Here is a 19,061-nt window from a genome sequence, read left to right as displayed (position 1 = left end):
TGGTGACAGTGGCGACCCTCGTCTGGCATGACCCGCGAGACCCGCGAGCGCCGCCGGATGAGATCAGAAGAATTCGGCGTAGCGCTGGACTTCCCAGGCACTGACCTGTGCGTTGTAATCCAGCCATTCCTCGCGCTTGAGGCGCATGAACTCGGCGCAGATTCCCTCGCCCAGGCTCTCGCGCAGAATGCTGTCCGCCTCGAGCGCATCGATGGCCAGCGCCAGATTCTGCGGCAGCTTCTCGATGCCCTTTTCGGCGCATTCGCTCGGGGTCAGCGAGTAGAGATTGATGTTGTGGGGCGTGCCCGGGTCCAGCTTGCGTGCCACGCCATCCAGCCCCGCCGCGATGATGGCGGCGTGCACGAGATAGGGGTTGCAGCCGGCGTCCGGCAGGCGGAACTCGAGGCGACCATAGGGCACACGCACCATGGCCGAGCGGTTGTTGTCCCCGTAGGCGATGAAGACCGGCGCCCAGGTCGCGCCGCTGGTGCTGCCACCCCCGACCAGACGCTTGTAGGAATTGACGGTCGGCGCGGCAAAGGCACACAGCGCCGGGGCATGTGCCAGCAGTCCGCCGAGGAAGTGGTACGCCAGCGGCGACAGGCCCATGCCCTGGGCGTCGGAATCATCGCCGAACAGGTTGCGTCCGGTGTCATCACATACGGACAGGTGGAAGTGCATGCCATTGCCCGGGCGGTCCGCCAGCGGCTTGGGCATGAAGGAGCACACCATGCCCAGGTCATTGGCGATCTCGCCGGCGGCCATGCGCACGAAGGTGAAGCGGTCTGCCGAAGTCAGCGCATCGCTGTAGGTGTAGTTGATCTCGAACTGGCCGTTGGCGTCCTCGTGATCGATCTGATAGACGTCGAAGTCCACCGCCTGCAGCGATTCGACCAGACGCTCGAGGAATTCACGCGAACGCGACAGGCCCTTGTAGTCGTAGCAGGGCTTGGCGAGGGTATCGCTCTCGTCCACCGGCAACAGCTCACCCGCTTCCCCCCGGCGGAACAGCGAGAATTCCGGCTCCAGCCCGGTATTGAGCGTCCAGCCCTTCTCCTTCAGGCGCTCCAGCTGCTTGAGCAGCACCACGCGGCTGTCGTTGGCGAACGGTTGCCCATTGACGTAGCCATCACAGGCCATGCGCGCATAGCCCGGCTGCCACGGCACCAGCGACAACGAGCTCAGATCACCCCGCGCCATGAAGTCCGGCCCCTCCGGCGACATGCCGAGACCACTGACGGCGAAGCCGGCAAAGCCGGCGCCCTTCTCGACCACATCCATCAGGCAATTGGCCGGCACGGACTTGGTCTTGGCAGCGCCATGAATATCCACGAACTGCGCCAGCAGATAGCGAATGTCGTGATCCTTGATGAACTGTTGCGCGTTTTCGGGTGACATCTGGGTTTCCTCTGAGAGCGGACCGGGTTCCATCTCCCTCGACACTGTCTGCCACCCCGGGAAACCTGACCCCTTGTGGTGACTCGCCACGTCAAGATAGCGGATGAAACGAGTTTTTGTGATTCCTGCTGGTCAACTTTATTTCCCCTAAAGAAAAGCATGCAGCATGCCATTTCACCAGTTGCCGCCCAGAACTTTTCACCAACCTCCTGTTTTGCATGGAAATTTATTTTCCAAGCTCGTTTTACCCAACAGGAAACGCCAAGTGATCCTGAGTGAGTTCCTGCTCGTTTCTCGAAATAGGCATCATTTCGGTGCCCAAAGCCCTCTCTTCGCACCAGCATGACGCGAAGCGCTAATATTCACGCCCTGATTCGTGCTGACAATCGGCGCCTGACTCGCTCAAGGGCTGCCGTGGCCATGGCCTTTGACGGAATTGGCAAGCCCCTTGCTTAACCATGAGGAATGTTTCTTTCCTTTGAAGAATCGCTCCTCGTGCGATCAGGCAAGGCAAGCAGCAGGTACAAGCCCTTGTGAAGCGCCTGAAGAGGCGCCTGAAAAGGCGAAAGAAAAACAACACCTCCTGCGGCGGATGCGCGTCTTGCGCGCCATCTTCGCCAGCATCAGCAGGACTACGGCACCCCCATTTACGCTAGGCAGCACGACTCACAGGAGAAAGGGACGCATGGCGAATTCATGGCGCATCTCGGCACTGGCCGAACAACACCGCAAGCTGGGCGCGGAGCTTGAAGACTGGAATGGCATGGGCACCGCCTGGAATTACGCCGTCTCGGACACGGCCGATGACCACGAGACCATTCGCACCCGCGCCGGTCTGATGGATGTCTCGGGGCTCAAGAAGATCCACTGCAATGGCCCGCATGCTCAGGCCGTGCTGGATTACGTCACCACGCGGGACATGTCCAAGCTGTATCCGGGCAAGTCGGTGTACGCCAGCGTCTTGAATGAGGCCGGCAAGTTCGTCGACGACTGCATCGTCTATTGCCTGGCGCCGAACTCCTACCTCGTGGTGCACGGCACGGGCACCGCGAATGAAATGCTGGCCAAGAGTGCCCTGGGACGCGCCGTCAGCCTGACCTTCGATGACGACATGCATGACATGTCACTGCAGGGGCCGGTCGCGGTGGATTTCCTGGAGCGTCACGTGCCGGGTATCCGTGAGCTGCGTTACTTCCACCATCTGCAGACCCAGCTGTTCGGCTGCCACGTGATGATCTCGCGCACCGGCTACACCGGCGAGCGTGGCTACGAGATCTTCTGCAAGGCCAAGGACGCCCCCTCTCTGTGGGAACAGATTCTCGCGGAGGGTGCCGACATGGGCATCAAGCCGTGCAGCTTCGGCACCCTTGACTGGCTGCGGGTCGAGAGCCACCTGCTGTTCTACCCGGCGGACAATTCCGAAACCTACCCGTACCCCGACCAGCCGGTGGGCGACACCTTGTGGGAATTGGGACTGGACTTCACCGTCTCGCCGGGCAAGACCGAATTCCGTGGCGCCAGCGAACACTTCGCGCTGCAGGGCAAGGAGCGCGTCAAGGTCTATGGCGTGCTGCTGGATTCGAAAGACGTCGCCCAGATCGGTGACAAGGTCTACGCCGACGGCAAGTGTGTCGGTGTCATCACCCAGGGCATGTACTCGCGCCTGAGCGATCGTTCCATGGCGCTGGCACGTCTCGAACCCGGCTATGCCGAGCATGGCACCCCGCTGACCCTCAAGACCGGCACTGACGGCGAGACCAGCCTCTCGGCCATCAGCCATTCCCTGCCCTTCGATGACCCGGAAAAGGCCAAGCGTCTGGCTCGCGGCTGATCGCGCGCCACAGCCACGAGGCAACAGCTCAAGCCCCGCGGCGACAGCGCGAATCGCGTGATGCTGGATAGCGTGAAACCTGAGAGGCCTCCTCGGCATGGCGTCGAGGAGGCCTCTTGCATCACATGCCATGGAGTCAGACCGAGGACTGGCCACAAACGTGGATGAGGGTTGGCGGTAAACTTGATAATGTCACCCGATATTCGCACGCGGGTGACGCGCAACGACTCCCACAAGGACGCGTATTCTCACCCCGCCTGATCATTGTCCTTATCGCATTCACCTCCGCCACAGGAGTTATCCATGCCGCGAGAATCCTCCCATTCCTCCAATACACCTCAACCGACAGCGCCTGACACGAAAGTGTCTGACACGAAAGCTCCTGACACGAAAGCGCCTTCGCTGGCCGCGGAACCTGCCGCGCAGTCCGAGGTGAAGGAGACCATCACCGCGGCAGCCGACGAGACACGCCTGGGACTCGAGCAGCACATTGCGCGCGCGCTCAAGCAGCAGCGAGTTTCGCAGGGCTACAAGATTTCCGACGTCTCGCGTATCGCCGGTGTCAGCCAGGGCATGATCAGCAAGGTGGAGAACGCCCAGGTGTCCACCAGCCTCGATACCCTCAACAAGCTGTGCAATGCCTTGAGCCTGCCGATCTCGAAGCTGTTCAGCGATTACGATGTCAATGGGCGTGGTGCCCAGCACATCAAGGCCGGACAAGGCATGCAGGTGGTGCGCACCGGCACGGAAGTCGGCCATGCCTATCAACTGTTGAGCTACAAGCAGGGTCCCAAGAAGCGCTACGAACCCTTCCTGATCACCATGGATGACGCCAGCGAAGTCTTCCCCAACTTCTGTCATGCCGGGCATGAATTCATCTACCTGCTTTCCGGCAACCTCACCTACCGTCATGGTGACAAGTTCTATGACATGGGGCCCGGTGACAGCCTGGCCTTCGATGCCGGTGTGCCGCATGGTCCCGAGAAATTGAACGAGGTGCCGATTCAGCTGCTGTCGATCATTCACTACGACGATGAATGAGCTTCTTTGACGAATGAGACCCTCGAACATCCATCATCATCGTCATGGGGACTGGACAACATCAATGAAGATTCGCCTTGCCACACCCAAGGATGCTCAGGGAATTTCACGCGTTGCGTCCGCACTGGGCTATCTGCCCCACGACGATGATGCGTTGATCCTGCAGCGACTGGAGCACCTGTTGGCGTCACGCCATGACCGCATCTGGGTGGCGGAACAGGCAGGTGAAGTGATTGGCTGGCTGCATGCCCAGCATGTCTTTCGTGTCGCTTCAGCCGATTTCATCGAGATACTGGGCCTGTCCGTCGCACAGGAGGCGCAACGACAAGGCGCAGGGCGGGCATTGGCCAGGCAGGCCATCGCCTGGGCATCCGACGAGGCGCTGACCCTGCGGGTTCGCACCCATGAGGCGCGCGACATCGCCAGGAAATTCTATGCCGCCTGCGGCTTTACTCTGGCCAAGACACAGTGCGTCTTTCAGATGACCCCGTGATTCTGCCCGCCTTCCTGACTGAGCTCGCCCCGATTTCATGCCCTGCCATGCCCTGCAGGCCGAAGAAAAAATCGCCTGCCATGACAGCGTTGCGAGACGCGACCTGTATAGCCCTTCATTCCTCTGGCAGTCGTATCGTCTGAATGGCGGCAGAGTTGTCGTCGTTTCCTCCAGCTACGGCACCTGTTTTCTGCCCGAAGAGGCATGAGGATGACGCCTCTTGCATGACTCCCCTCCCCACGAGAATCTTGCCATCGCGCCGGCATGAGACTTTCGTCCGCCGGTGAAATATGTTTTTGACAGTGCCTTTTTCTCGGCTAGATTGAGTCGATGTAACGGGTTACATTCGAAGACAAGACATGGTTGCCCCGGCCATGTCCGCTACCTGCCCCACTGCGTCATCCCCAACAATCAGAGGGTCGCTTCAGTCCCTGCTACGCCACGTACGCCCTGCTCCATGCATGACCTTCATAGAACAATCAACAATAAACGGAGACTCGACAATGGCTTGGTACTACTCCTATATCATTGGCTATTTCGTGATCATGTTCGCGATCGGCTACTACTACTTCCGCAAGGTGAAGACCTCTGACAGCTATCTGATTGCCGGCTGGAACATGGGCTACTGGAAGATCACCGGCACCACCATCAGCACCTGGTGTGGTGCGGCAGCCTTCATCGGCTGGATGGGGATGGGCTTTTCCAAGGGGCTCTCCGGCTACTTCATGTTCGCCCTACCCGGTATCATCGCGAGCCTGATGCTGGTCATCTTCTTCAGTCGCCCGCTGCGTCGCAAGAAGCTCTATACCCTGGCGGATCTGTTCGGGCGCCGTTTCGGCCGCAAGGCCAGTCTGTTTCCCTCCTTCTTCTCGGCCTTCGTCTACTCGGTGCCTGCCACCGCGATCCAGATCATCGGCATGAGCACCATTCTCACCGTGGTGCTGGGGCTGGAGTTCAATACCGCCATCTTCGTGTCCTTTGCGCTGATTCTCGGCTTCACCATTCTGGGGGGCCTTGAAGCGGCCATCGTCACCGATGCCCTGCAGAGCATCCTGCTGATCGCCGGCATCATGGTGCTGGGCTTCACTGCCCTGAGTTATGCCGGAGGGCTGGAACATGCCCTGCTCAATACGCCGATCGAGTTTCTCGCCCCGCTGCCCGAGGGCAAGACGATGGAAGTGGTGACCTTCGCGCTGACGGTGGCGCCGTTCTACCTCGTCTGGCAGTGCACCTGGCAACGCATCTTCGCCTCCGAGAGCGAAGACGTGGCCATCAAGGCCGGCGTATCAGGCTTCTCCATCGTGATGTTGATTTCCTTCTTTCCTTACTGCATCGGCGTGCTGGCACGCCAATTCGTGCCGTTGGATACCTCGGCCGATCTCGTCTTCTCCTACGTCACCATGCAGTTGCTGCACCCGGCCATCGGCGGGCTGGTCATCGTCGGCCTGCTGGCCGCCCTGATGACCTCGGCGGATTCCTACATCCTGCAGGGCAGCTCCAATCTGGCGCATGACCTCTATGGCAACTTCATCAATCGTCACGCCAACGAGAAGCAGAAGATGGCCTCGGCGCGCCTGAGTGTCGTCATCATCAGCGTGCTGGGACTGGGTGTCACCTTCCTGATGACCGACATCATCTCGGCCTATCAATGGGCGCTGCGCATCTCGGCCACCACGCTGATCTTCCCGTTCTTCGCGGTGATGTTCTGGAAGCATGCGACGTCCCGGGGCTGCATCAGCAGCATGGCAAGCGCCCTGAGTGTCACCGCCCTCTGGCCACTGCTGTCGACTGGCATCGACCCCGCCTACCCGGGCTTCCTGACCTCGCTGGTCGTGCTGGTGGTCGTCAGCAAGCTGACCCGCCATAGCCCCAGCGAGGATGTCGCGGCCTATTACTGGGATGGTGCCGAGTCACACGCCGCAAGCGCTCTCCCGGACGCCGCCAAGCCGAGTATCGCGCTGGCCTCGAAGGCTGTCTGAGCGACACCGGATCACCAGGACCGTAAAGACAGGAAGTGGCTCGGGGCTTGTCGTTGCCACGAGCCATTTCACCGCCCCTGGTGCCTGGCTTGCCGCTTGCTTGTGATCTCTTCACCCGCTGACTGATCAGCAGAGTTCTCTCCGGCACGCCGTCATGACAAGGATGACTCACATGACCCGAGCAGTACCGACTTCCCCCAGCGCCGCCAGGCCAGCCGCCCATCGTGTCCATAATCCCTACGCCCCGCTGAGCGAGACAGAGCCTCAGCCCGGCACGCGCTGGCTCAAGGGCAATATCCATGTGCATACCCGCGAAGCGCTCGATGAGAGCATTTCGATGGACCGGATTCATGGCGAGGATCATGACGAAGTGATCCGGCGCTCACAGGCCGCTCCCTTCCACTTCGATTTCGTGTGCACATCGGTTCACCCCTACCTCAACAATATCGAGCTGTTCTCACGTGGTGAGCAGCGTGATGACTTCGTGGTGATTCCGGGGCGCGAGATCCAGAACGACACCATCGACGATGGCGGCTATCTCGACGGCTATTTCGCCGGCGAGCATTCGAAATATCTGCATGTGCTGAGCATGGGCAAGGTCGGCGGCCTGTCGATCTGCGCCCATCCCAACTTCTTCGAGACCACCCGCCCACGCGAAGGCGGCGAATGGACACAGATCAAGAAGACGCTCCTCAACCCGTGTGCGCGCCTCGCGGAGATGAACATCATGGGCATGGAGGTCTACAACGGCCTTTCCATCCTGGAGGAACACATGGGGGCCAGGCCCTATGCGCCACACATGGCAGAGCCCTGCTGGGATGATCTTCTGTGTGAGGGAGTGCGCTGTGCAGGCTTTGCCGGCAACGACGAGTTCTATCGCGAGCAATATGTCTACGAGAACTACGCGCCACTGGGCTTCATCATGGTGGCCGCGGCGCTCAACGAGGCCGATATCCTGCGCAACGTGAAGCGCAACCGCTTCTATGCCAGCACCGGGGTGATGCTGGCCGATACGCCACTGGCAATGTCTGAACAGCAGGGACGCTACACCTTGCGCGTCAGCGCACAGGGCAAGGTGAAGTGGAAGGCGATGGTGCAGCGAGGCATGGCCCCCACAGGCGCCGGCGAGCCAAACGCGCCGCAGTTGATCGAGATCACGGCCCCTACCGCTGCTGCAGAGTGGGAGCTGGAACTGGACGGCGACTGGAAGTACGTGCGCTTTCAGGCCGAGTCGCTGGACAACTCCCTGCATCGCGCCTGGTTGCAGCCGATCTACGGCCCGGGCTGGGTCGACTACAAGGCGCTGTGAGTCAGGCGCTATCAGTCAGGCCGTGTGAATCAGACCCCGCGAACAGGTGCTCAGCCCTGACTGGGCGCCGGGCCTGCACTACCGCGAATCGCCAGCGACGCGTCCAGCAGGCGTGACGTCAAGGGCGCGTCGTCCTCGAGATGGCGGATCAACGCCTGGGCGATCACTTCGCCCATCTCTTCCACCGGCAGGTCTACCGTCGTCAGCGGTGGATTGAGGAACTCCGCCATTTCCAGGTCATCGAATCCCACCACCGAGACCTGTTGCGGCACACGGATTCCCCGCCGCTGCAGCGCCAGCATGGCACCACTGGCCAGCACGTCATTGAGGCACATCACGGCGGTGATGCCATCCCGCAGGCCGCCTTGCCCTTCGCCATCGAGCGCCCCCCCAGGCTCACAAGACAGCTCGCCTATCGCGGCGCTCGCCCCGGCGGTGGTGACATCGACGAACTGATCATGCTCGCGATCGGCGCTGGCACTCTCCAGCGCCTGCAGCGCGGCAACGGCGCCGTCGTAGCGCAGGCGCGCACGGTCGTTGTGCGCCAGCGGCTCGGAGAGGATGACGATACGCTGATGGCCCAAGGACATCAGATACTCCGCCAGTGCCTTGGCCAGGCCGTAGTTGTCATAGCCCACCGTGATCAACGGCGAATCCGGCAGGTAGATGCTGTTGAAGACCACCGGCACCGAGAAGCGTGACAGGTAGTCCAGTGTCTCGGCGGCATGACTGCCTCCGGGCAGAATCACGGCGTCCACCCCCATGTTGACCAGCTCACGTACCTTGTCGAATTCCGTCACCCGCCCCTTCTGGGTGGTCGTCACCAGCAGGCTGTAGTGCGCCCGCGCCAGCGCGCCTTCCAATGCATCGATGAACTTGGCGTAGATCGGGTTCTCGAAGGTCGGGATCACGATTCCCAGGGTGCGCGACTGATGCTGAGACAGCACACGCGCGGCATTGTTGGGCAGAAAATCGAGCGCGTCGGCTGCCGCCAGCACCTTGTCGGCCGTCTTCTTCACCACCTTTTCGGGATTGTTGAGCACCCGCGAGACCGTCGCGACCGACACCCCCGCCAGCTGGGCGACTTCCCTGACCCCGGCACGCCTGGGCTTGTTCATGGCTTGCTCTCCCTCGCCGCCTGCGCTCTTCGGGCCGGTTTCGCCTGGCGCAGGGCATCCAGCTCCGTCAGATAACGCTCCAGTACCAGATTGGGTGGGCGGCTCTTGCGCGTGATGGCGCTGTAATAGGTGACATAGGAGTTGGCCACCGGGCTGAGCGCCTGCATCTGGCCATCGCGCACCCAGCGCTCGGCATAGTGGGTGGGCAGATAGCCGAGATAGCGCCCGGAAAGCACCAGGAAAGCGATGCCCTCGCGGTCAGTCGCGGAAGCAGCGGCTTTGAGCGGTTCATGCAGCGCCTTGATCGCAGGCGTCTGCGCGTAGGCCGGCAGCACCGCATCATGCTGGCGAATCTCTTCCTCGCCCACCGGACGCCCCCGCGCGAGGGTATCGCCCGCCCGAGGTTCACGGAACAGCACATGGCCCCGCGCGCAGTAAAGGCAGGAGGTTTCCTCGTAGAGCGAGCGATACTCGAGCCCCGGCAGCGTCTTGAGCGTCGGGATCACCCCGGTATGCAGGCGGCCATCCAGCACGGCGCGCTCAATCTCGTTGGGGGGAATCATGCGGATGTTGATCATCACCTCCGGGCCGTGCCCTTTCAGCGCACTCAGCGCATCCGTGATGTGCATCTCGGGCATGGTGACCAGATTGTCGGTGATGCCGATGTTCAGCTCGCCCTTGAGCCAGGCATGCAGACCATTGATGCGTGTGCGAAAGCCCTCTGCCGCGGCCAGCATCTGCATCGCGGCCTCGTGGACTTCCCGCCCCTCATTGGTGAGAGCAAACCCGCTGCGCCCGCGCTGACAGAGCTTGAGGCCCAGCCGCGTCTCCAGGTCACTCATCGCCATGCTGATGGCGGAGCGACTGATGTTGAGCTCGATCTCGGCCGCCGAGAAGCCACCGCACTCCACCACCTTGCGAAAGATACGCAGCAGACGCAGGTCGGTATCGCCGAGCTGCCCCCGCATGACCTCGCCTCGCATAGGCCCGCGCCTCCTGTTGTTGAACGGTTCCGCGCCACACGGCGCCTGACTGCGCCGAGATGGCGTAGCGAACGCCAGCGGAAAGTTAAGTAAATGCTTTCCTGAAGATAAAGACAATGGCATTTATCTTACCAAAAGGACTTCCTAATCTCGTTGGACAGGAGCCGAGAACCAACAACAACACACTCTGTGGGAGACATCATGACCGCCTTCGATACATCCCCTTCCGCCCAGGCAGGCTTGAGCCAGGAGCAGCTCGATGCCTACTGGATGCCCTACACGGCCAACCGCCAGTTCAAGCAGGACCCGCGCATCATCACCAAGGCGCAGGGAGCCTACTTCACGGACTCCCGGGGCCGTCAGATCTTCGATGGCCTGTCGGGTCTCTGGACCTGCGGTGCCGGCCATTGCCGCCCGGAAATCGCCGAGGCGGTCAGCGCACAGCTGCGCGAGCTGGATTACGCGCCCGCCTTCCAGTACGGCCATCCCAAGGCCTTCGAGCTGGCGCACCGCATCAAGACGCTGATGCCCGAGGGGCTGGATCACGTCTTCTTCACCGGCTCCGGCTCCGAGAGTGCCGACACCTCACTGAAGATCGCGCGTGCCTACTGGCGCAAGAAAGGCAAGCCGACCAAGACCAAGCTGATCGGACGCAGCAAGGGCTACCACGGCGTCAACTTCGGGGGCTTCAGCGTCGGCGGCATCGGGGCCAACCGCTCGCTCTACGGTCAGGGGGTCGATGCCGATCACCTGCCGCATACCCTGCTCAAGGAAAATGTCTTCACGCCCGGCATGCCCAGAACCGGTGCCGAGCGCGCCGATGAGCTGCTGGAGCTGATCGCGCTGCATGATGCCTCCAACATCGCCGCTGTCATCGTCGAGCCGATGGCAGGCTCCGCCGGCGTGCTGCCGCCGCCAGTAGGCTATCTCAAGCGCCTGCGCGAGATATGCGACCAGCACGACATCCTGTTGATCTTCGATGAGGTCATCACCGGCTTCGGACGCATGGGCGCCATGAGCGGCGCCGAGGAATTCGGGGTCACGCCGGACATCCTCAACGTCGCCAAACAGATCACCAATGGCGCGGTGCCGATGGGCGCCGTGGTCGTCAAGGGCGACATCTACCAGACCTTCATGGACAACGGCGGCCCCGACTACATGATGGAGATTCCCCACGGCTACACCTACTCCGGTCACCCGGTGGCGTGTGCCGCGGCGCTGGCAGCCCTCGACGTGCTCGAGAACGACCAGCTCATCTCCCGCGTCCGCGAGCTGAGTCCGGTATTCGAGAAGAAGCTGCACGAGCTCAAGGGCACGCGCTACATCAGCGACATCCGCAACTACGGTCTGGCCGGTGCGCTGCAGGTCGAGGCCTATCCCGGCGAGCCGGCGCGGCGCCCGTATGAGATTGCCATGCACTGCTGGAAGGCCGGTTTCTATGTCCGTTACGGCGGCGACACCATCCAGCTGGGCCTGCCGTTCATCACCGAACACGACGAGCTGGACCGTCTGATCAATGCCCTCGGCGATGCCTTCGCCGCCCAGGACTGACGCTCGACGCTCAAGGCTGACGATCGACGTTCAAGACTGACCATCAACATTCAGAACTGACGATCAACACTACTTCATTCATCGCCATTCATTTCACAAGCCATCTCAGGGAGCCCACCCAATGAAGACGCTCGGACACCTCATCAACGGCAACATCGATCACAGCGAAGGCCGTACCCAGGACATCTTCAATCCCTCCACCGGCGAAGTCGGCGGTCAGGTGCGCCTGGCCAGCAAGGCGACGGTCGAGGAAGCCATCGCGGCCGCCGAGGCCGCCTTCCCGGAATGGCGCAACACGCCGCCGATCAAGCGCGCCCGAGTGATGTTCCGCTTCAAGCAGCTGCTGGAAGAACACGCCGACGAGATCGCCCGCCTGATCGGTCAGGAGCACGGCAAGATCTGTCACGATGCGCTGGGCGAATTGCAGCGCGGCATCGAGAATGTCGAATATGCCTGCAGCGCCCCGGAACTGCTCAAGGGCGAGCACAGCCGCAATACCGGCCCGGGCATCGATTCCTGGAGCGAATTCCAGCCGCTGGGCGTGGTTGCCGGCATCACGCCGTTCAACTTCCCGGCCATGGTACCGCTGTGGATGTACCCGATGGCGATCGCCTGCGGCAATACCTTCGTCCTCAAGCCCTCCGAGCGCGACCCGACGTCCACGCTGTTCATCGCTGAGCTGCTGATGGAGGCCGGTCTGCCGGCCGGCGTCATGAATGTCGTCAATGGCGACAAGGAAGCCGTCGATACGCTGCTGGACGACCCGCGCATCCAGGCGGTCAGCTTCGTCGGCTCCACCCCGATCGCTGAATACATCTACAGCCGCGCCGCGGCCAACGGCAAGCGCTGTCAGGCCCTCGGTGGCGCCAAGAACCACGCCATCGTGATGCCGGACGCCGACATGGAATACGTGGCCAACTCACTGAATGGCGCCGCCTTCGGCTCCTCCGGTGAGCGTTGCATGGCACTGTCCGTCGCGGTGGCCGTGGGCGATGACGCCGCCGACAAGCTGATCGCGCAGATGAAGCAGCAGATGGAAGGCCTCAAGGTCGGCATCTACAGCGACAAGGGCAATGATTTCGGCCCGCTGATCACCGCGGCCCATCGTGACAAGGTGGTTGGCTACATCGACAGCGCCGAGCAGCAAGGCGCGACGGTGGTGGTCGATGGCCGCAATCCGCAGGTCGAAGGCGGCGAGAACGGCTTCTTCGTCGGCGGCACCCTGATCGATGGCGTCACCCCGGAGATGACCTGCTACCAGGAAGAGATCTTCGGCCCGGTGCTGCTGGTCGTGCGCGCCGATTCGATGGAAGCCGCCATGCAGCTGATCAATGATCACGAATACGGCAACGGCACCTGCATCTACACCCGTGATGGCGAAGCCGCCCGCTACTTCAGTGATCACATCCAGGTCGGCATGGTCGGCATCAACGTGCCGCTGCCGGTACCGGTCGCCTATCACAGCTTCGGCGGCTGGAAGCGCTCGCTGTTCGGCGATCTGTCCGCCTACGGCCCGGATGCGGTGCGCTTCTACACTCGCCGCAAGACCATCACCCAGCGCTGGCCTTCCGCCGGTCTGCGTGAAGGCGCCCAGTTCGCCTTCCCGTCCTGATCCATCGCCTTCGCTTTCTGACCCATCACGAACGCGGATCATCGCCTGATGACAACTGCGCCGGACAGCCCTGCTGTCCGGCGCTTTCATGTGCTCATCATGCAGGGTCATGCCGGCAGTCAGCCCCTGCCCCTTGCAGTGGCCAGAAACGGCTCCACATAGTCAGGACATCTCATCACGAGAATCCCGACAACACCGGCGGTCAGCACCGTCACAAGGAGCCAAGATGATCTGGGTAATCGCCACCGTTACCGCCAAGGAAGGCCACGTCCAAGATGTCTTCAATGAACTCTGCGCCGTCGCGCCCACCGTGCGCGAGGAAGATGGCTGCCACGCCTACCACCCGTGTCTGGACTCCGAACGCGCCGCCGACAAGGACAACGACCCACGCCCCGACACCATCACCGTGGTGGAAGCCTGGGAATCCCACGATGCGCTGCAGGCCCACCGTGAGACCGAACACATGCAGCGCTTCCGCGACAACGCCGGTGACTGGATCGCCGATGGCGATATCCGCATTCTGAGCCCGGCGGGCTGATAGACAGAACAGCATTGGGAAAGCCCCAAAAAGCCCGGCCTCCAGGAGGCCGGGCTTTTTTATCGGGTTTGCTGCCATGACGGCATATCATTTACCGCTACAGCCCCGGTTTCACTCCTGCGGCTGATCCTCGGACAACTGCATGATCATTCGTGTCGTCAGGTAAAGGCGTGGCACGACGCTATCGACCAGCACGAACTCCTGATCGCTGTGATAGCCGCCGCCGACGAGACCCAGGGATTCGAGCACTGCCGGTTTATCGGAATCTGCATGATAGGCGTAGGCTGCATCGGTGCCGCCACCGATCTCGACCGCTTGCAGTGTCTGCCCCAACTCTTGATAGATCTTCTGGGCCTGCTCGGCCAGCTGCTGACTCTGCGGATTGTCAGGCAGCGGCGGACGCCCCTTCTCGAGATGGAACTCCACTTCGGTATCATCGATCAACTGGTTCTTCGTGATAGCCTGCGCTTCTTCCAGGACACGCTGATACTCGCTGCTATCGAAGTAGCGCATATCACCTTCCGCCCTGGCATGCTCCGGAATCACGTTACGCTTGACGCCGCCCTCGACGATCGTCCAGTTGAGCGTCGTCTCCTTGTCCGCATCATCAAGCTCATTCAACTGCAGCAGCTGATGAGACAACTCCATGATGGCGTTGCGCCCTTCCTCTGGTGCGCCACCGGCATGGGAGGCACGGCCCTTCACCTCGAGAAACGCATAGTTGATGCCCTTGGTGACGACGGTGACGGCATCGACTCCCGGGTCAGCGAAGGTAGGCTCGAATACCAGCACGGCATCCTGATCTGCCGATAGCTCATGAATCAGGTCATGCGAGCCCGGCGAGCCCTTCTCCTCATCAGGATTGAAGACAACCGTCACCTGGCCATAGTCATCAAACCCGAGCGACTTCAGCGCCTCGAGACTGTGCAGAATAACGGCTGCGCCACCCTTGGCATCGCCCACGCCCGGGCCATAGGCACGCCCATCCTCGATACGGAAGGCACGCTCCGTGGCGGCGCCTTCATCGAAGACGGTGTCGTAGTGAATCATCAACATGATCTTGCGACTGCCATCTCCCTGCAGGCGACCGACAATCGTATTGCCGCCATAGGTCTTGGCAGGGTGCGTTTCCACCTGTGCGCCAAGCGCTTCGAGATGCTGGGTCAGCATTGCCTCAACGTCATTCAAGCCTTCACGGTAGCCCGTTCCCGAATCCACGTTGACCAGTGTTTCCAGCGTCTCCAGCAGAGGCGCTCGCTGTTGCTCGACGGCATCCTGCACATCCTGATAGTCCGCCGCTTGCGCACCGGCACTGCACATACCGCATGCCAAACCCACCGCCAACATCGGAAGCCGCATTTTCCACCTCTAATATTGTTATATAAGAAATAACGAAGGTAAGGCGGATATCAGGCAAACGCAAACGCGAGGCCTACCGGGAAATTTTTTCCGCTAGCAGCTTTACCTGCCGCCCACCATTGAACACAGGTGCACCTCATCTGATCTGCGTCTCGTGAATGTGCAGCACTCGCAGGGATTATCGGTTGCCTGAGGGCTTCTCAGCGCCGATACTGTATATGAATACAGTATCGAAAGGAGACCCCACCCATGACCGTATCTGCCGCTCAGCCGTCCCACGCCTCGCTGGCTCGCCCTCATCCAGCGCCGGAGCCCTGTGCACTGCCACACCCCCACATCACGGGGCGCGCTGGCATTTCCGGCTTCCCCTCGCCGGCCGAGGATTACGCGGGGCGCACGCTGGACCTCAACGAGCGGCTGATCAAGCGCCCGGCAGCGACCTTCTTCATGACGGTGGCGGGTGACAGCATGGAAGGCTTCGGCATCTATGAGGGCGACACCCTGGTGGTAGACCGCTCCATCGATGCCCGTCCCGGGCATATCGTGGTGGCACTGGTCGAGGGTGAGGTGGTGGTCAAGCGTTATGAGCTGATCGGTCAGCGCCCCTATCTGAGCTCCGGCAATGCCCTGTATCCGCCGGTCGCGATCTTCGACCTCGAATGCCAGGTCTGGGGGGTGGTGCGTTCCGTCATCCACGAATACGCGGTATGAAGACGCCGATGATCGGACTGGTCGACTGCAACAACTTCTACGCCAGCTGCGAGCGGGTGTTCGACCCGCGCCTGGAGGGCCGCCCTGTCGGCGTGATGTCCAACAATGACGGCTGCGTGATCGCGCGCTCCAACGAGCTCAAGGCGCTGGGCGTGGAGATGGGCACCCCCGCCTTCCAGCTACAGCCACTCGTCCGTGAGGGGCGCATCCACCTGCTCTCCTCCAACTATGAGTTGTATGGTGACATGTCGGCGCGCGTGCGTGAGGTGCTGGAGGAATATTCCGCCGGGGTCGAGCCCTACTCCATCGATGAGATGTTCGTGCGTTTCGATGGTTTTGATCGCAACTCGATGCTGACATTGAGCCGCACCCTGCACCGCAATGTCCGCAAGTTCACCGGCATTCCCGTGTGTGTCGGGGTCGCACCAACTCGAACGCTGGCCAAGTTGGCCAATCGCGCTGCCAAGAAGCGTCCGGAATTCGGCGGTGTCTGCGTGCTGGAGCCCAATGAAGTCGGCACCCAGCGCCTGCTGGCCGATACGCCACTGGGCGATGTCTGGGGCGTGGGCCGACGATTGGTCGAACGCCTGGCACTGCAAGGCCTGCACACTGCCTGGGACCTGCGCTGCGCCGACCCGCGCGCCATCGGCCAGCGGTATTCCGTGGTACTGGAACGCACCGCGCGCGAACTGCAAGGCACGCCCTGCTTCGAGATGAATGATGCCGATGACGCCCGCCAGCGCATCATGACCTCGCGCTCCTTCGGGCGCATGACCGGTGACTTGAATGAACTCAGGGACGCCATCCGCCAACATGCCCAGCGCGGCGCAGAGAAACTGCGCCATCAAGGCAGCCTGACACGCGCCGTGCTGGTCTTCCTCAAGAGCAATCGCCACCGGCCCGACCTGCCGCAATACTCACCCAGCACCATTATCGAGCTGCCCGCCCCCACCAATGACAGCCGCGAGATACTCGCCGCCGCGCAACAGGCGCTGGAGCGTATCTACCTGCGCGGCTATCGCTTCATGAAGGCTGGCGTGATGCTGCTCGATCTCATCGATCAGCCACGCGAGCAACTCTCGCTGCTCGACGACGAAACGGATATCGCCAGGCGTGAACGCAGTCAGCAGCTGATGGCGACACTGGACGCCATGAATCAGAAGATGGGCCGCGGCACCGTGCGCCTCGGCGTCGCACGCCCCGACGCCGCCTGGCAACTGCGCTGCGCCCACCGCAGCGCCCGCTACACCACCAACTGGCAGGAATTGAAGCGGTTGCGTTAGTGGGCTTGGCCGAAAGCTCTGAGCGCAATTTCGACCGCCACAACCATCAGCAATACAATCCCTTTCCTCGGCGCTCATACCGCAGAAGGCATGAAGGGAGTGAATGCGTAGATATCGCGCGTAATCTGATCGGATTGTTGCACCCACAGCAAAGGTGTTTTACGCCAGCGCCGCTTTATCAATGACTTGCGAACGCTCATGCTGTGCGCCATTGCTGAAAAGCCAACAGTTGTGGAGTACCCGGCATGAAGATTCTACTGATCAACGGCGGCAAGGCCTTTGCCCATTCCAATGGCGAGCTGAACGCGACGCTGCATCAACTGGCGCGCGGTGAGCTGGCCGAGCTGGGCCATGAAGTGCGTGAAACCGTCATCGAGGAAGGCTTCGAGACCAAGGTGGAAATCGAGAAGCAGCTGTGGGCGGACCTGATCATCTATCAGACCCCAGGTTGGTGGATGGGTCTGCCGTGGACCGTGAAGAAGTATCTCGATGACATCCTGACTGAGGGCCACGGCTCGCTGTATGCCAGCGATGGTCGTCATCGCACCAGCCCGACCCAGGGCTACGGCACTGGCGGCTTGATGCAGGGCCGCCAGTACATGCTGTCACTGACCTGGAATGCACCACTTGAAGCCTTTGATGAAGAAGGCAACTTCTTCGAGGGCAAGGGCATCGATGGCGTCTACTTCCCGGTGCACAAGGCGATGGAATTCCTCGGCATGACGGCCCTGCCGACCTACCTGGCCACTGATGTGATCAAGAACCCTGACCTGGCAGCCTACACCCAGGCCTATCGCACGCACCTTCGTGAGCACGTCGGCCACGCCTGAAGGCTCGGGGCGTCATACAGTCTGAGCTGATGACGCCTCTCTCAAGCTCTCGAATACACGAAAGGCTGCCCATGGGCAGCCTTTCGTCGTTGAGTAGCCGTCATTTAGCCATCAAGTAGCGATAATCCGGCGCTCGAGAACACCTATCAAGGCCCGACCTGGGTCAGTGCCCCGCTCTGGCGTGAGACGAGCGAGACGTGATCCAGAAACAGGCGGAACATCTGGGCCTGGCTCGAAACGGCCAGACGCTGATAGATATGCTTGCGATGTACCTTGACGGTGCCATCGCTGATAGCGAGTTCACGCGCGGCAGATTTGGTGGAGTGTCCGGCCAGCAACAACTTGACGATGTCCTGCTCACGCTGCGTCAGAAGACCATCACCAAAGCTATCGAAGGCGGCCTCTACCGGCTCATGATGCTCCAGGCAATCCACGAAACTGACGCCCTGCCACTTCCAATACTCGCGCGCGAGGGGCTCGATGATCGGTTGCAGGTTCTTGAGCGCCAGCAGTGATTTTCGAGTCAGCGGCAGAGAGGTCTCATGCAATCCCAGCGAAAATACCATCACGATGTCGCCGGGCAGTTGTATGAAGATGCCAATTTCATCCTTGAGCCCCAACGCGCCGTAATAATGCTTGTAGTACTCACTGTCTTCGAAGCAATCAGGCGCCAGCTCACTCAGGCGGTAGACGCCGGGACGACAGCTTTGCTGGGTCGAGGTATAGAAGGGATCCAATATATAGGCATCGCCAATATAACGCTCTACCCCCTGCTGCCGACGCTCAGGAGGATAATTGTCGTAGATCAGGATGGGTGCGCACCCTTGCTTGTAGGTGCTGACCAGTATCGTGTCAAAAGGCAGAATGTCGTGGAAGACGTCCTGCAGCAAGCGAGGGAATTCCGCCGAAGATGCCGATGTCATCAGCTTCGCCAGCACGCAATGCCAGCTCGATATTTCTGGAGCGCACAACAACTCTTTGTGAATCATGAGCCGACCCTGGTGACGTATCGAGACATCCTAGCA

Annotated in this window: 16 protein-coding genes; 11 read left to right on the top strand and 5 right to left on the bottom strand. The window is 61.2% G+C overall.

The features are described from left to right. Positions 1-63 precede the first annotated feature (63 nt). Positions 64-1,398 (bottom strand): type III glutamate--ammonia ligase, encoded by a 1,335-nt coding sequence (gene glnT, locus QD356_RS04430; RefSeq protein ID WP_107334967.1) that lies wholly within the window; start codon positions 1,396-1,398, stop codon positions 64-66. 685 nt (positions 1,399-2,083) lie between these two features. Between glnT and QD356_RS04425 the strand changes: the two genes are divergently transcribed. From QD356_RS04425 to QD356_RS04405, 5 genes are all read left to right on the top strand, one after another. After that, positions 2,084-3,229, top strand: a complete 1,146-nt coding sequence (locus QD356_RS04425) for an aminomethyltransferase family protein (protein WP_107334968.1) — start codon at positions 2,084-2,086, stop codon at positions 3,227-3,229. A gap of 363 nt (positions 3,230-3,592) precedes the next feature. Beyond that, positions 3,593-4,270 (top strand): XRE family transcriptional regulator, encoded by a 678-nt coding sequence (locus QD356_RS04420; protein ID WP_347881948.1) that lies wholly within the window; start codon positions 3,593-3,595, stop codon positions 4,268-4,270. A gap of 64 nt (positions 4,271-4,334) precedes the next feature. After that, positions 4,335-4,763, top strand: a complete 429-nt coding sequence (locus QD356_RS04415; protein ID WP_192838117.1) for a GNAT family N-acetyltransferase — start codon at positions 4,335-4,337, stop codon at positions 4,761-4,763. 503 nt (positions 4,764-5,266) lie between these two features. Further along, positions 5,267-6,742: a sodium:solute symporter family protein gene (locus tag QD356_RS04410; RefSeq protein ID WP_192838116.1), complete on the top strand. Its 1,476-nt coding sequence runs from the start codon at positions 5,267-5,269 to the stop codon at positions 6,740-6,742. 172 nt (positions 6,743-6,914) lie between these two features. Beyond that, the gene (locus QD356_RS04405; protein WP_192838115.1) at positions 6,915-8,051 is read left to right on the top strand and encodes a hypothetical protein; all 1,137 of its coding nucleotides are present in this window, start codon (positions 6,915-6,917) and stop codon (positions 8,049-8,051) included. A 50-nt stretch (positions 8,052-8,101) separates the two neighbouring features. Here the strand turns inward: QD356_RS04405 and QD356_RS04400 are convergent, their stop codons facing one another. Together QD356_RS04400 and QD356_RS04395 are read right to left on the bottom strand one after the other, a co-directional pair. Next, entirely contained in the window at positions 8,102-9,169 is a 1,068-nt protein-coding gene (locus QD356_RS04400; protein ID WP_192838114.1) for a LacI family DNA-binding transcriptional regulator, read from the bottom strand. Further along, complete coding sequence (locus QD356_RS04395; protein ID WP_225996410.1) at positions 9,166-10,152, bottom strand: LysR family transcriptional regulator; 987 nt, start codon at positions 10,150-10,152, stop codon at positions 9,166-9,168. The genes QD356_RS04400 and QD356_RS04395 overlap by 4 nt, the downstream gene beginning before the upstream one ends. 201 nt (positions 10,153-10,353) lie before the next feature. On the opposite strand from QD356_RS04395, the gene QD356_RS04390 reads away from it, so the two are divergent. From QD356_RS04390 to QD356_RS04380, 3 genes are all read left to right on the top strand, one after another. Then, positions 10,354-11,703: an aspartate aminotransferase family protein gene (locus QD356_RS04390; protein WP_192838113.1), complete on the top strand. Its 1,350-nt coding sequence runs from the start codon at positions 10,354-10,356 to the stop codon at positions 11,701-11,703. A gap of 121 nt (positions 11,704-11,824) precedes the next feature. Continuing rightward, positions 11,825-13,315: a CoA-acylating methylmalonate-semialdehyde dehydrogenase gene (locus tag QD356_RS04385; RefSeq protein WP_043332153.1), complete on the top strand. Its 1,491-nt coding sequence runs from the start codon at positions 11,825-11,827 to the stop codon at positions 13,313-13,315. Between the two features lie 226 nt (positions 13,316-13,541). After that, positions 13,542-13,853, top strand: a complete 312-nt coding sequence (locus tag QD356_RS04380; protein WP_043332154.1) for a putative quinol monooxygenase — start codon at positions 13,542-13,544, stop codon at positions 13,851-13,853. Positions 13,854-13,964: 111 nt separating this feature from the next. Here QD356_RS04380 and QD356_RS04375 read toward each other — a convergent pair whose 3' ends face one another. After that, on the bottom strand, positions 13,965-15,200 hold the full coding sequence (locus QD356_RS04375) for a glutamate carboxypeptidase (RefSeq protein ID WP_225996409.1): 1,236 nt from the start codon (positions 15,198-15,200) through the stop codon (positions 13,965-13,967). A 261-nt stretch (positions 15,201-15,461) separates the two neighbouring features. Here QD356_RS04375 and umuD point away from each other — a divergent pair, with 261 nt between their 5' ends. The 3 genes from umuD to QD356_RS04360 all read left to right on the top strand — a co-directional run bounded on the left by umuD (position 15,462) and on the right by QD356_RS04360 (position 18,036). Beyond that, the gene (gene umuD, locus QD356_RS04370; protein WP_043332158.1) at positions 15,462-15,923 is read left to right on the top strand and encodes a translesion error-prone DNA polymerase V autoproteolytic subunit; all 462 of its coding nucleotides are present in this window, start codon (positions 15,462-15,464) and stop codon (positions 15,921-15,923) included. Positions 15,924-15,931: 8 nt separating this feature from the next. Beyond that, positions 15,932-17,206: a Y-family DNA polymerase gene (locus tag QD356_RS04365; protein ID WP_192838274.1), complete on the top strand. Its 1,275-nt coding sequence runs from the start codon at positions 15,932-15,934 to the stop codon at positions 17,204-17,206. Positions 17,207-17,451: 245 nt separating this feature from the next. After that, entirely contained in the window at positions 17,452-18,036 is a 585-nt protein-coding gene (locus QD356_RS04360; RefSeq protein WP_192838111.1) for an NAD(P)H-dependent oxidoreductase, read from the top strand. A 146-nt stretch (positions 18,037-18,182) separates the two neighbouring features. Here the strand turns inward: QD356_RS04360 and QD356_RS04355 are convergent, their stop codons facing one another. Further along, positions 18,183-18,959: a helix-turn-helix transcriptional regulator gene (locus tag QD356_RS04355; RefSeq protein WP_225996408.1), complete on the bottom strand. Its 777-nt coding sequence runs from the start codon at positions 18,957-18,959 to the stop codon at positions 18,183-18,185. Between the last annotated feature and the right edge of the window lie 102 nt (positions 18,960-19,061).

Origin of the sequence: Cobetia sp. 2AS (genome assembly GCF_029846355.1) — a bacterium.
In the GTDB taxonomy this organism is placed as follows: Bacteria; Pseudomonadota; Gammaproteobacteria; order Pseudomonadales; family Halomonadaceae; genus Cobetia; species Cobetia amphilecti.
Note: the sequence above shows the minus strand (reverse complement) of the source record. Positions and strands in the feature narration are given on the sequence as shown.

Excerpts from the sequence above, each read along its gene's own strand:
- QD356_RS04360 (WP_192838111.1), top strand. The coding sequence starts at position 17,452 with ATGAAGATTCTACTGATCAACGGCGGCAAGGCCTTTGCCCATTCCAAT.
- QD356_RS04425 (WP_107334968.1), top strand. The coding sequence starts at position 2,084 with ATGGCGAATTCATGGCGCATCTCGGCACTGGCCGAACAACACCGCAAG.
- QD356_RS04375 (WP_225996409.1), bottom strand. The coding sequence starts at position 15,200 with ATGTTGGCGGTGGGTTTGGCATGCGGTATGTGCAGTGCCGGTGCGCAA.
- QD356_RS04410 (WP_192838116.1), top strand. The coding sequence starts at position 5,267 with ATGGCTTGGTACTACTCCTATATCATTGGCTATTTCGTGATCATGTTC.
- QD356_RS04385 (WP_043332153.1), top strand. The coding sequence starts at position 11,825 with ATGAAGACGCTCGGACACCTCATCAACGGCAACATCGATCACAGCGAA.
- glnT (WP_107334967.1), bottom strand. The coding sequence starts at position 1,398 with ATGTCACCCGAAAACGCGCAACAGTTCATCAAGGATCACGACATTCGC.
- QD356_RS04380 (WP_043332154.1), top strand. The coding sequence starts at position 13,542 with ATGATCTGGGTAATCGCCACCGTTACCGCCAAGGAAGGCCACGTCCAA.
- QD356_RS04405 (WP_192838115.1), top strand. The coding sequence starts at position 6,915 with ATGACCCGAGCAGTACCGACTTCCCCCAGCGCCGCCAGGCCAGCCGCC.
- QD356_RS04355 (WP_225996408.1), bottom strand. The coding sequence starts at position 18,959 with ATGACATCGGCATCTTCGGCGGAATTCCCTCGCTTGCTGCAGGACGTC.
- QD356_RS04400 (WP_192838114.1), bottom strand. The coding sequence starts at position 9,169 with ATGAACAAGCCCAGGCGTGCCGGGGTCAGGGAAGTCGCCCAGCTGGCG.
- QD356_RS04365 (WP_192838274.1), top strand. The coding sequence starts at position 15,932 with ATGATCGGACTGGTCGACTGCAACAACTTCTACGCCAGCTGCGAGCGG.
- QD356_RS04395 (WP_225996410.1), bottom strand. The coding sequence starts at position 10,152 with ATGCGAGGCGAGGTCATGCGGGGGCAGCTCGGCGATACCGACCTGCGT.
- umuD (WP_043332158.1), top strand. The coding sequence starts at position 15,462 with ATGACCGTATCTGCCGCTCAGCCGTCCCACGCCTCGCTGGCTCGCCCT.
- QD356_RS04415 (WP_192838117.1), top strand. The coding sequence starts at position 4,335 with ATGAAGATTCGCCTTGCCACACCCAAGGATGCTCAGGGAATTTCACGC.
- QD356_RS04390 (WP_192838113.1), top strand. The coding sequence starts at position 10,354 with ATGACCGCCTTCGATACATCCCCTTCCGCCCAGGCAGGCTTGAGCCAG.